The following is an 11,962-nucleotide window of genomic DNA, read 5'->3' as shown; positions in this document are numbered from 1 at the left end:
CTTTTCAACATACAACTGCCTCCCTGCAATAAAAAGTCAATATGATAACCAATCATAGATGTACCGCCTGTGACATCCTCATCACAAGCGGCCCATCTACAACTAAGATACAGTTACAAACCATTACAAATTTGCCAGCCAGGATTGCAATACCTCGGTAACATACGCAAACGCATCATGCACAGCATCCTTTAACAAGCTATCTCCGGTCATACTCACTGCAACTGCCAAAGCCACAATAAAAGCCAAAACCAGTGCGTACTCTGCCAGCCCCTGAGCCTTCTGACCCTTAGAAAAAACCTTCATCAAGCTATCACGCCATGCAAACACGTATGCACCCTCCCATGACAAACAAATCTAACAATAGACATCAATGATTAGTTAGCAGGAGCGTTTGCCTTGTTAATCTGGGCAGCAGTAGTACCAAATACCTTATTGATTGCACCAGACAGGCCGCCATCGCTGGTCAGAACAACTGCCAGAGCTACTACGAAAGCAAGAATCAGGGCATACTCCACGATACCCTGCGCCTTCTGGCTCATGTAACGGTTCTTGAGATGATAGAGAATAGTGAACATAATCATTCCTCCTATAGATAATAAATAATAATAATATGTTAGCGCCGCAAAACGGCGTCATAACCAAAGCTACATATCTATGTCAACAATCTTCTTGATAACCACACAGCCAATGATAATCATAACCAAGGCTCCACCTACAGCTATACGGCCATAGGGCTCATTGAACAGCGGGTCAAGATAGTTCGGATTTATCGCATTGAGCAGTCCTGCCAGTGCAAATGGCAGAGCTACCAGTATCAGGCCGGACATACGCCCCTGGGCTGTCAGTGCGCTGACCTCACGGCGCATGCGGATGCGCTCGTTGATGGTCTCACTGATAACATCCAGAATCTGGGCCAGATTGCCACCTACCTGACGCTGTATCAGCACGGCAGACACCACCAGATTGAAATCAGGGCTCTGCACACGCTTTGTCATGTTGTTCAGGGCTTCCTCCAGCGGCATGCCCACATTGACATCACGAGCCACCTTGCTGACCTCCAGCCGCACCGGATCGCTCATCTCCGTGGCCGTATGCTCCAGTGCCTGCATAAAGCTGAAACCGGCACGCAGGGCATTGGCCACCATGCTGAGCATATCACCCAGCTGGTTCATAAAGGCGGCCTTGCGCCGCTGAATCGTGATGGACAGAGCCACCATACAGCCCAGCACGCCTCCGATAAAGCCAAAGAACAGCATGGAGAGCTTCAACGTCAGAAGCCCCAGCACAATGCCGGTCAAAAGCCCCACCAGCAGCATGATAACCTGAAACTCGGAGCCTAATAACGGCCAGGCGGCCTGCTGCATCTTCAAATCAAAACTGTTATCCTTCTGAAAAGCGCTGACCCTCTCCGCTATGGTGCGGACAACCAGCCTGCCGCGCTCTGCCAGCGACTGGCCGCGCTTTCTTTTCTTTTTTCCATCCCCTGCAGTATTGTTCAGGCTGCCATCCACGCCGGAGAAGTACGCCATGCGGTTCTGCAGGCTGTCCTCCTTTGATTTCGTCCTCCGCAGTAAGAAGAGGGCAAATCCGAACACTGCTATTGCCGCCAAAACAGCAATCACAAAATTTAGCATTACCACTTAGCACCACGCCCTGTATCATTTTGATGAATAATTATATCAGCCAGAGAGTTTATACTGCCGGCAAACTGACCTTCCGGCTCCAGATCCAGAGCCATCTGGCCATTGTCCGCCGCCTTGGACACCATCATATAGGCATTTGGCACCAGCACATCCACATCATAGTCAATGGCATCGGATATCTTTTCCTGAGCTTCCTTGTTGCAAGGCACGACACGGGTAAACACCACCCGCACCCTGTCCTCGAAGTCATCCCAGGCCTCAAAGACATCCAGCGACCGCTGGACATGCTTTATCTCATAGCCGCCATTCAGCATGGCAATCACATAGGTGTAGTCGCTCATTTCCGCGGCGGCAATGGAGGTAGGGTTGAATCCCGGTGGCACATCCACCAGCACATATTTGAACGCCGCCTTTGCCATCTTGATGACAGCCTCAAGGTTGGCGATGCTCACCCTGTCTATCAGGCTTGGCTTCTTAGTGCCGCAAAGCACGGAAACCTTGTCTGTAACCTTCGTAAAATATGAACGCAGATCCAAAGGCGAAAGGAACTTGGCATCACGCGCCGCCTCCACAATGGTACTCTGCGGCTCCAGATTGAAGAAAACCGCCATATCGCCAAACTGCAAATCTGCATCAATGATACCGACCCGCTCCCCGGTCATTCTTGACAGGGCTACGGCGAGATTGGATATAACCGTGGTCTTGCCGCTCTTGCCCTTGGGACTGAAAAAGGTAATCACCTTGGAATCAAGCTGCATGCCGTTCTGGGCATAGGTCATGATGGCTTCCCGCAGGCTGTTGTAGGTAAACGGCTTTATCAGATAGCCGCTGGCACCGGCCTGAATGTAGTGGCTTGTCTTATCCGCCATCCACTTCTCACCGGTACAGATAACAGCCGCATGGGGGAAGTACCCCGCAAACTCACGCAGTTTTTCTGTAGCACCCTCAACGTCAGTATCAAACAAAATAATGTTAGGGTTGAACACCCTGCCCTGCCCCAGCGCATCACCACTGCTCTGGAACCTGGCGGCCAGCTCCATATCCGGTGCGTTTTCAATAACCTTGGACATCTGCTCCAGCATCAGGCGGTCATGCTCCACCAGCATTATCTTATATTGCATTGTAGCCTACCTCCTAATGAAACAGCTTGGATAACCAGCCACTCTGACGCTTGCCGGAATACTCCGTATTGGCACTCTGATATATCGTCTGCTTAAAATCGGCATTTTCCTTGTATACGCGATTCGTATAGCGGGAAATCAGCACCCTGATTTCCTTGGCCAGCACATTGTCCGAGCCGCTGAGGGCCAGGGGCACACCGGTGACGATGGACTCGCTGGCTGACTGGAAGTCATTTGGCAGGACATGATAGAACCCCTGCCCCAGAAGACGCTCCACATCATCCATGGAAATCCTCGTCTTGGCGTCACTGCGGTTGAGAACCAGACGAATCTTGTTGGTATCGTAGTTCAGCGTCTTGACCGTATCGTTGCCCATCTTCATGTTCTTGATGGTCGGAATAAAATCCACAACCCCCAGGAAGGTAACGATGGTACTCAAATCCAGCATAGCCAGATTCAGCACGCTGAACATACTGGTGGTGTCCACAATCACATAGTCGTACATCAGGCGCAGACGCTCAATCAGCTTCTTGCAGTCCTCCACCGACACGTTGTAGGCATCCTCCAGCGGCTCCGGTGACGGCACCACATCAAAGGAAACAGTGCCGTAACGGTATGTTGTCAGCTGCTCCTTGAGGGAAGCATCGGGATTTCTCTTCATCACATCCACAATGTCCTTGATGGAACGCTCAAAGGGCAGCTTCAAATAGTTGCATACATCGCCAAACTGCAGGTCGTAGTCTGCCAGACATACCCGATAGCCCTGACGGGCCAGCTCCGAGGCCATATTGACACTAATCAGCGTCTTTCCTACAGAGGAAGCAGTGCTGAAAAATGTTAACACTACACCACTAATATTCTCTTCCGGCATAATCGGCCTCCCTTTTCTTCATAATCTGTCAGTCTGCTTCCGGCAGAACAGGTCTTTCGGCTACCTCCACGGCCTTGATTGCCGCTTCCTTTTCAGCCTTTTCCCTGTCTGCCTTCTCTGCGTCAATCTCCGCCTGGGCCTTTTCTATCCAGCTCTGCTTCTTTGGCTCGGCAGCAGTATCATTCACAGCAGTGTCAGCAGCAGGCACCGCCTCTGCGACGGTCTTTGTCTCTGCAGCAGGCTGGGCAGCCTTGGCGGCATCAATCTCCGCCTGTGCCTTCTCTACCCGGCTCTGCTTCTTCTTGACAGGCTCCCGTGTTGCCGGGTCGCCCGGATAGATATCCTTCATATCCTCCAGCTCCCGCTTGTGCTCGTCAAGGGTGTTGAACATCTTCTCACTGCCCTTGACAGGGTCGTTGCTGGTTACAATAGTCGGCGTAATCAGAATCATCAGCTCACGCTTGTCCTTGGAAGTGGAGGTGTGCTTAAAGAACTCACCGATGATAGGAATATCTCCCAGCAGAGGAACCTTGCTGATAACCTTGCTCTCATCGCTGTTCATCAGGCCGCCGATAGCCATGGTCTGGCCGGTCGGTACCGTCAGCACCGTATTGGCCTTTCTGGATGTGAGTCCCGGAATCTTGCCTGCCGTTGTCGACACGGCCACGGCATTGTTGATGCCGCTTACCTCGGCCTTGACGGTGGAGGTAATCTTGTTCTCATGGTCGACAGTCGGCTTGATGTTCAGCCTGATGCCGTATGGCTTCCACTCGACAGATATCTCACCATCCTTGCTGGTAGGTATCGGCAGCTCGCCGCCGATGAGGATTTCCGCCTCCTCACCGCTCAAGGTAGTAATGTTCGGGCGGGAAAGCACGCGGATTTTGCCGTTCGATTCCAGCGCCTGAATCATGAAATTTACGTCCATAAAAGGATGTCCGGTCAGGTCATAGACGGTCTTGCCGCCGTAGAACTCGCCCACGCTGCCAAAGGTTATGGTATGTGCCCCTTCATCTATACCGCCGTGGTTGGCATACTTGATGCCCAGGTCACGCTTGTCAGTGTTGTTGACATCAATAACCAGTGCCGCCAGATTTACCATGGTAGGGTTTTTCATCTGAATCAGGTTGACGATGTTGTCCTCGGAGGAATACACCTTGGCAATCCCCAGGGCGTTGTTCATCTCGTACTGATTCTCCACGACACCCTGCAGTACCAGCTTGTCACCCACCTTGGCCACCTGCACGCCATCCAGCCCCATGGACTGCTTGATGAACTGTGCCGTGGCTGTATCCGTGTTGCATACGGACACGACGAAGTCCTGACGCATGCCGTTATCGCTCCACACGGACAGGCTGGTAGAGCCCAGGGCCTTGCCCACGATGTTCAGCTTGGTCCTGTCCAGCACCACAACGTCAGCGATAGCGGGATTGGCAACAGCTACCCTCGTAATCGGTGAATAGCCTGCCTGATAAAGATAGGACTGGTTTATCTCTATCCATATAGGCTGTGCTGCCAGCGCAACAGCGTTGGCAGCAATAATGGCCATGGCCATTATTGCGCAAACATATATTCTTATGTGTTTTTCAATTCTTGCAGCCATACTCATTTACTAAAATCCCTCCCTGCTCACCGCGGTTCCGCGAATCACCTCTACACCGCCGCTCTTAGGCGCCGTATAAGCGGGGCCGGACGCAGGTGCAGAAGCCGGTGCCGGCCTGTTCAAGCTGCCGGCAGCAGGACGGCTGACACCCGTATCAGCCTTTTTCGGTGCCTGTACACTGGAATAATGAACATACTTGGTATCTGTAGTAAACTTGTCCTTTGGCTGGTATGGACGCAGGGTCAGGTACAACGTGCCCTCCTGGGCCTCCGTTACCAGCTTCAGCGCCTCCTCCGGCCTCAGAGCCAGGGTAGCCGTGGCCAGCTTGTCCATAGCCTTGGTCTTGGCCTTTTCCGCGCTGACATTTTCTGACTGCTGGGCATCCTTGCCGTCACCCTGCTGGGCATCCTTCTTGGCAGCGTCCTGAGCCTGTTCCTTCGGCACGCTGGTCTGGGAATCCGTAGCCTTGTTGATGGCCAGCAGCAGTACATCCTGCAGTATGATGCGTCCGCTCATCTTGTCGCCGTTCTTGGAAATAATCATGACATCCACGAAATCTCCCGGCTGGGCAAAGCCGGCTACGCCCGTCACATCGGAAATGCCTATGGAAACTGCGCGGCAGTTAGGCGGGATATCCCCTGTAAAGCCCGCCATGCTGATGTCCATCAGCACCTTGCGCTTGGAGACGATATCATCCTTCATAATCTGCACCTTGGCAGGCCTGTTGACCACGTCCGTCACATCGCTGACTGCGTCGGCAGGCACCAGGTGCGCCGGCATTTCCCGTACCTCCAGCATACCTTCCTTGATGATGGTCTTTGGTGCTATATCCTGCTTGGCCACAACCACATGCACGGTATCTACCGGAACCGTCTTTTCCTGCTTCGGTTCATTGTTATTGAGCGTAACAAAAACCAGCAAGCCCAAAAGAAGGCTCGCCGCACCCGCCAGCATCACCCAATGCCGATAGGTAATCTTTTCCGAAAGTTCACGCAAACTCTTGGAAAGCTTTGGCAACATATTCATCATTCCTTTTCCCCATACTCAAATGACCTGCAGGCCTTCTCCCGCCTACATCCACGTACATCGCCGCAGCCACTCGGGCTGCAGCGAAAACAGTAAGAAGCCACCGCACGCCACCCGCAAATAAAAGCTCCCTCCCCCATAAAAAGGCTTTTAAATCCTCCGAGTATGTTTTATAATATCTACTGTATATATAATAGCATTTTTTCAAATGGTGTAAAGGGACTTTTGTCCTTATTTTTGGTCATATTCAATGAGGTGTGAAATAATGGAAAACGTGGTTTTTACAATAATACTTTTCATCTTTTTCTTTTTAGTGGGTCTTTTGTCTTGCTGGCAGAACGTTCTCTTTCAGGAAAATTTCAGTGAATTATCCTTTCCGTTCAAGACATGTCCCGCCTGGCAGATGCGAAGCCTAAAAATACTTGTGGCAGTTTTTTTCTGCCTGCTGCTGGCCAAATACCCCCTTGCCGATACCCTCCCTGCATATAACCTGTTCCACGGGTCGGCGGGAGAAGTTTTTTTCCTCGCCATCTATGCCGCCTTCCTGCTGACGATGTTCTGCAGCGATATGGAGCAGCAGATTATCTTTGACAAACAGCTGGCGCTCTTTGCCATCTTCGGCCTGCTTCACAGCCTGCTCTTCACCGGCGCATGGCTGCAGCATGTGTCCTGTGCCCTGCTGGCAGGCCTTGCTTTCCTGCTGCTGGCCGTCATCACCCGCGGCGGCATCGGCGGCGGCGATATCAAGCTGATTGCCGCCCTGGGACTGTGGCTGAACCCTGCCGCCCTGAAGCTCACCGCCCTGGGGGGCATCATCATCGGCGGCATCTGGGCACTGCTGGCAATCCTGCTCACCAAAAAGAGCCGCAAGGATTTTATTCCCTACGGCCCTTCCTTTATCATAGCGGCACTGATTGCCTATATTCTGTACATGCCCGCCGGATGAAGCGCTTCCTAGAGCAGCTTTTCAAACTCCGCCGCCGTCATCGGCCTGGCAAAGTAAAAGCCCTGCACGCACTGACAGCCGATTTTCTTTAAAAATTCGGCCTGTTCCCTGGTTTCCACACCCTCTGCAATCGTCTGCATCTTCAAGCTGTGCGCCATCTGCATGATTGCCGCCAGTATATTGCCTCCCTTGGCAGAATGGTCAGAGCTTTTCAGAAAACCCATATCCAGTTTCAGCGTGTCTATCTGGATATCCTTTAGCATATTCAACGATGAATAGCCACTGCCAAAATCATCCATCAGGATGGTAAACCCGGCGTCACTCAGCTGCTTCGTCATGCTGATAATCTGCTCCGGGTCCTCGGTATAGGCGCTCTCCGTAATCTCCAGCTCCAGATACCGCGGCGGAAGCTTGTATTTGCTGCGCAGGCCGACCAGATAGCTCACCAGCTTCGGGTCATACAGGTCTATCCTGGACACGTTGACGGAAATCGGCTGCACATAGCGGCCCTCGTCCAGCCATTTCCGCAGATAGCGGCAGGTTTCCTCCCAGATAAACTTGTCCACCTCGTAGACGAAGCCGTTGTTTTCAAACACAGGAATAAAATCGCTCGGCGCAATAAAGCCGTTATCCCGGCTGTTCCAGCGCACCAGCGCCTCCGCACCTATGATGGACTCATCCTGCAGGTTGTACTTCGGCTGCAGATAGATGGCAAACTCCTTGTTTTCGATGGCCCGCTCCATGGAGTTGATGATTTTCTGCTCCTTCAGCACCTGCCGACGCATGTCTTCATCATACTCGCAGTACGGCGTCTTGAAATTCCCCTTGGCCTTCCAGAGAGCCATGTTGGCCCTGTCGCACATGACGCTGATAGGCAGGCTCTTGTCATCAATGCGGTACAGGCCAAAGCTGAGCACGGTGCGGTGGTTCAGGGCAAAGCTGTCCGCCATCATCTGCATGGTGTTGATCATGCGCTGGGAATCGCCCTTGCCTGCCTCGTAGCACACCACGAAATTGTCGGCATAAAGACGGCCGCTGACGCACAGCGGCAGGTTGATTTCCTTCAGGAACCGGCCGATGTACCGGAGCAGCTTGTCGCCCACAGCCTCGCCGAACAGGTCATTCAGCACCTTGAACCGCTCTATGTTGATGCGCAGGAGGTCAAAGCTCTTATCCGGATTTTCCTGCAGCATTTCCTGTGTCTTGTCATAAAAGGCCTGCTTGTTATAGATGCCTGTCAGCTCGTCGTAGGTGTTCAGGTATTCGGCCGCCCTGCCGTTTACCTTGCCGGTGCTGACCATGCGGAAGGTGTTCTCATGCCGGAAATCCCTGTAGATATGTATGCCGGTAATCAAAGGGCAGTCATTTTCCCGATACCTGTACATGACAATCATGTTGAGGAAGATAAGCCTTTTCACCTTTGTGCATGTTAAAATCATCTTTGCTATCACCGAGGCGCCCTCCTCGGTGGTACTGTATCTGTACTTGCACCTGTTCATTTCCAGCGGGGCCAGCCGCTCGTACTGCCTGCTGAGAAACTGCCTCACGTTCCAGCTTCCCCGGACATAGTTGATGTGCAGATGGCTGTAGGCCACAACATCCTCATCCAGCAGCATGGACAGCTCCTCGACACTCCCATCATGCAAGTATTCGTTTATTAAATTTTTGGTCAGCAGGATTATATCTTCCTGTTTTATGTCCATGCCCATAATATCCCCCATCTGCGATAACACACTATTATATATACATTTTACGTTATTGCTGAGTTTTTTTCAATCGGGAAGCACCTTATTTTGTGCAAATTTTTTATTTTATGTAAATTGTACCAATGGCAGGCACAAATAAGAAGCGGGGACTAGTAAAGGGCTGTTCTGCCTGTACTATTCCCCGCTTCTTACTGTCTTGTAACAGTTATCCGGTATTTAGTTGAGTATGTATACTTCTACTGAACGGCGGCCAAAGTTGATTGCCTCGCCGTAGCTTTCCATGCACAAATCTATCTTATTTCCTCGGATAGCTCCGCCCGTATCGGCAGCCACGGCAGTTCCATAACCCGGAATGTACACCCTGGTACCCAGCGGAATCACGTCAGGATCTACTGCCACGATACCTCGCCGGGCAACAGCTCCTGTGGCGGTAATGCCTGCCCCGTTGCCGTCAGTCGGCAGGTAGGCACTAGCCTCCATTGATATACAGGTTGCGTAGGCCATTTCACCCTGATTGGTGCTGACAGTATTCTCTGCCACAGGCGGTGCTACCGGAACATCCTTTACATGGATATTCATACCGGTTACAACAGCTGCATCCAGCCCGTAATTGACCTCGTAACCACTACCTACATAGCCATACGGCTCCAAAATCTCCCCTACGGTAGATTTGCAGGTTAAAATTGTTTCTTTATTGCCATTGTATTCTATGACTACAGGCACGGCGCGCTTTACAGTCAGCACCTGATTGCCCTTGTCATCCTCTGAAAACGCGTATTCATCGCCCTCCAGCATAGCCACGCCTGCCTGACTGAGAATGTTGGCAGGTACCTTATAAGGTGTATTCAGCTCAAGCTGCTGGCCATCAACCGCTATTGTCACATGCCTGTTAGAAATGAAGCCGGAAAGCATCATTGTTCCACACATGATGCCGACACTGATAGGATACCGGACGTCCCTTCTGCATCGGACATATAGTCTCTTTAAGGTCATTTAATACCCCCTTATGTGATTATGTGTGCTACTATATCACAATATTGTTCAACTGTCAAATTTCAAAGTGTTTATTCTCCACTTTTGAAGGCATTTAAGCTGATTTGAACGCGATATAAAGTCAGAAATGGCGGGGCTTTTGGGACGCCCCGCCACTTTGAGAAATTTTTGCATATTTTTTGTGTATGTTATCATAATCTGCCGTATAATTCCTGTGCATTGCTGGTAGTCTGCAGGGCAACTTCATCAAAAGATACCTTTCTCAGCTCGGCCAGCTTTGCCGCCACATGGTACACGTAGGCAGGCTCGTTGCGCTTGCCACGCATGGGCACGGGAGCCATGTAAGGGCAGTCCGTTTCCACCAGAATCCGCTCAAGAGGCAGACGCTGTGCAATCTCCGGCAGCTTGGCGGCATTTTTGAAGGTCAGGGGGCCGTCCACGCCGATAAACCAGTCCAGCTTCATCAGCTCCCTTGCCATTTCCAGACTGCCGGAATAGCAGTGCATCACACCACGGACACCCACGGCTTCCTTTTTCAGTATGGCCAGCGTATCCCCGTGGGCATCGCGGTCGTGGACGCAGACAGGCAGATGGAGCTGCCGTGCCATATCCAGCTGGCGGATAAATAGCTCCCTCTGCAGCTTCCGCTGTTCCTCGTCCTTGACCCAGTAATAATCAAGGCCAATTTCACCGATGGCAACCACCTTTGCCTCCTGCGCCCAGCCTGCCAGCAGATCCTCATCTTCCCGGGTCATAGGCCGTGCTTCCTCCGGATGGATGCCTACGCCTGTATACACCATATCGTACTGCTTTGCCATGGCCACGGAGCGGGCGGAGGACACGATGGAATCCCCCATGTTGATGATAGCTGACAGGCCGGCGGCCCTGGCCCTGTCCAGCATTGCCTCCCTGTCCTCGTCGAACCTGTCCACATCTATGTGGGCATGGGTATCCACCAACGAGGCAGTGTTTTTTTTCGTGCAGGCTCCCGCCTCGGAGCCTGCCGGAAAGTCATTCAAATCCTGCACAATTTCTATTTTGCTCATTGTACCTTTACTCATTTTTACTTATGTCGCTTGCTGTACTCCGGCTCACCGTACTTCACTGCCCACAGGCATATCCACGGTTACCACCTGCAGCTCATCATCATGGGAGGCGGCCAGAATCATGCCGTGGGAAACCACGCCGCGGATTTTTGCCGCTTTCAGGTTGGCCACCACGATGACGTGCTTGCCAATCAGCTCTTCCGGCTTGTATTTCAGGGCAATGCCTGACACCAGCTCGCGCTGCTCGTCACCCAGGTCAATCTTCAGCTTCAGCAGCTTGTCAGCCTTTGGCACCGGCTCGGCCGACAGCACCTCGGCCACCCGGAGCTTGATTTTGCTGAAATCCTCTATGCTGATTTCGTCAGGCACGGCCGCGTCCTGCTGCTTCGCCTGATTATTCTTCTGAGCCTTCTGATTTTTCTGCTCCTTCGCCTGCTTGCCGCTTTCCTTGCCGGCCTGCGCCTTCGGCGCTTCCACCTCAATACGCGGGAAAAGCTGCTGTGCCTCGCCGATGTGCATGCCGGCCGGCGTGCCGCCCCACTGCTGCATATCAGCCAGCCGCAGGTCATTTATACTGCCCGGCAGGTTCAGCTGCTGCCACAGCTTTTCGGCTGTGGATGGCATATACGGCAGAATCAGGCCGCTGATGATGCGCAGGGCCTCCGTCAGGTTGTACATGACATTGGCCAGCTCCTGCTTCTTTGCCGCATCCTTGGCCAGCGCCCACGGCGCGGTTTCATCAATGTATTTATTTGCCCTGCTGATGAAGGCCCAGACGGACTTGATGGCACTGCTTATCTTCATGCTGTTCATGCCTTCATCGAAGACCCTGACAGCCTCCATGGCATCTGCAATCAACGACTCGTCAATCTCAGAACGGCCCGCAGGCGCCAGAACCACGCCGTCCTGGAACTTGCCTACCATGTTCAGGGTACGGTGCAGGAGATTGCCCAGGTCATTTGCCAGGTCAGCGTTGATGCGCTGGATGAGGGCATCACGGGAGA

12 protein-coding genes are annotated in these 11,962 nt (G+C 52.4%); 1 reads left to right on the top strand and 11 read right to left on the bottom strand.

What is annotated here, in order from left to right; all coding sequences use genetic code 11:
- Nucleotides 1-123: 123 nt before the first annotated feature.
- The 7 genes from ACI3UA_RS03165 to cpaB all read right to left on the bottom strand — a co-directional run bounded on the left by ACI3UA_RS03165 (nucleotide 124) and on the right by cpaB (nucleotide 6,270).
- On the bottom strand, nucleotides 124-330 hold the full coding sequence (locus tag ACI3UA_RS03165; protein ID WP_439723377.1) for a pilin protein: 207 nt from the start codon (nucleotides 328-330) through the stop codon (nucleotides 124-126).
- 47 nt (nucleotides 331-377) lie between these two features.
- On the bottom strand, nucleotides 378-578 hold the full coding sequence (locus ACI3UA_RS03160) for a Flp family type IVb pilin (RefSeq protein ID WP_439723376.1): 201 nt from the start codon (nucleotides 576-578) through the stop codon (nucleotides 378-380).
- A gap of 69 nt (nucleotides 579-647) precedes the next feature.
- Complete coding sequence (locus ACI3UA_RS03155) at nucleotides 648-1,637, bottom strand: type II secretion system F family protein (RefSeq protein WP_439723385.1); 990 nt, start codon at nucleotides 1,635-1,637, stop codon at nucleotides 648-650.
- Nucleotides 1,637-2,767 carry an AAA family ATPase gene (locus tag ACI3UA_RS03150; protein ID WP_439723375.1) on the bottom strand — a complete coding sequence of 377 codons (1,131 nt, stop codon included), beginning with the start codon at nucleotides 2,765-2,767 and terminating at the stop codon, nucleotides 1,637-1,639. The genes ACI3UA_RS03155 and ACI3UA_RS03150 overlap by 1 nt, the downstream gene beginning before the upstream one ends.
- Before the next feature lie 13 nt (nucleotides 2,768-2,780).
- Entirely contained in the window at nucleotides 2,781-3,638 is an 858-nt protein-coding gene (locus ACI3UA_RS03145; RefSeq protein ID WP_439723374.1) for an AAA family ATPase, read from the bottom strand.
- Between the two features lie 28 nt (nucleotides 3,639-3,666).
- Entirely contained in the window at nucleotides 3,667-5,247 is a 1,581-nt protein-coding gene (locus ACI3UA_RS03140; RefSeq protein WP_439723373.1) for a pilus assembly protein N-terminal domain-containing protein, read from the bottom strand.
- A gap of 3 nt (nucleotides 5,248-5,250) precedes the next feature.
- Nucleotides 5,251-6,270, bottom strand: coding sequence for a Flp pilus assembly protein CpaB (gene cpaB, locus ACI3UA_RS03135; protein ID WP_439723372.1), 1,020 nt, complete (start codon nucleotides 6,268-6,270; stop codon nucleotides 5,251-5,253).
- A 421-nt stretch (nucleotides 6,271-6,691) separates the two neighbouring features.
- Here cpaB and ACI3UA_RS03130 point away from each other — a divergent pair, with 421 nt between their 5' ends.
- Entirely contained in the window at nucleotides 6,692-7,213 is a 522-nt protein-coding gene (locus ACI3UA_RS03130) for a prepilin peptidase (RefSeq protein ID WP_439723371.1), read from the top strand.
- A gap of 8 nt (nucleotides 7,214-7,221) precedes the next feature.
- Here the strand turns inward: ACI3UA_RS03130 and ACI3UA_RS03125 are convergent, their stop codons facing one another.
- The 4 genes from ACI3UA_RS03125 to metG all read right to left on the bottom strand — a co-directional run.
- Entirely contained in the window at nucleotides 7,222-8,916 is a 1,695-nt protein-coding gene (locus ACI3UA_RS03125) for a putative bifunctional diguanylate cyclase/phosphodiesterase (protein ID WP_439723370.1), read from the bottom strand.
- Nucleotides 8,917-9,135: 219 nt separating this feature from the next.
- Nucleotides 9,136-9,846, bottom strand: coding sequence for a 3D domain-containing protein (locus tag ACI3UA_RS03120; RefSeq protein WP_439723369.1), 711 nt, complete (start codon nucleotides 9,844-9,846; stop codon nucleotides 9,136-9,138).
- A 257-nt stretch (nucleotides 9,847-10,103) separates the two neighbouring features.
- Nucleotides 10,104-10,958 (bottom strand): TatD family hydrolase, encoded by an 855-nt coding sequence (locus ACI3UA_RS03115; RefSeq protein ID WP_439723368.1) that lies wholly within the window; start codon nucleotides 10,956-10,958, stop codon nucleotides 10,104-10,106.
- A 45-nt stretch (nucleotides 10,959-11,003) separates the two neighbouring features.
- A partial coding sequence (gene metG, locus ACI3UA_RS03110; RefSeq protein WP_439723367.1) for a methionine--tRNA ligase subunit beta occupies nucleotides 11,004-11,962 on the bottom strand: 959 nt, incomplete at its 5' end.

Source organism: Anaerovibrio sp. (assembly GCF_051866355.1).
Lineage (GTDB): Bacteria > Bacillota > Negativicutes > Selenomonadales > Selenomonadaceae > Anaerovibrio.
This window is presented reverse-complemented; position numbering and strand designations above follow the sequence as displayed.

Coding starts and splice junctions, on each gene's coding strand:
- ACI3UA_RS03160 (WP_439723376.1), bottom strand. CDS start 578: ATGTTCACTATTCTCTATCATCTCAAGAACCGTTACATGAGCCAGAAG.
- ACI3UA_RS03155 (WP_439723385.1), bottom strand. CDS start 1,637: ATGCTAAATTTTGTGATTGCTGTTTTGGCGGCAATAGCAGTGTTCGGA.
- ACI3UA_RS03150 (WP_439723375.1), bottom strand. CDS start 2,767: ATGCAATATAAGATAATGCTGGTGGAGCATGACCGCCTGATGCTGGAG.
- ACI3UA_RS03145 (WP_439723374.1), bottom strand. CDS start 3,638: ATGCCGGAAGAGAATATTAGTGGTGTAGTGTTAACATTTTTCAGCACT.
- ACI3UA_RS03140 (WP_439723373.1), bottom strand. CDS start 5,247: ATGAGTATGGCTGCAAGAATTGAAAAACACATAAGAATATATGTTTGC.
- cpaB (WP_439723372.1), bottom strand. CDS start 6,270: ATGATGAATATGTTGCCAAAGCTTTCCAAGAGTTTGCGTGAACTTTCG.
- ACI3UA_RS03125 (WP_439723370.1), bottom strand. CDS start 8,916: ATGGACATAAAACAGGAAGATATAATCCTGCTGACCAAAAATTTAATA.
- ACI3UA_RS03120 (WP_439723369.1), bottom strand. CDS start 9,846: ATGTGTGGAACAATGATGCTTTCCGGCTTCATTTCTAACAGGCATGTG.
- ACI3UA_RS03115 (WP_439723368.1), bottom strand. CDS start 10,958: ATGAGCAAAATAGAAATTGTGCAGGATTTGAATGACTTTCCGGCAGGC.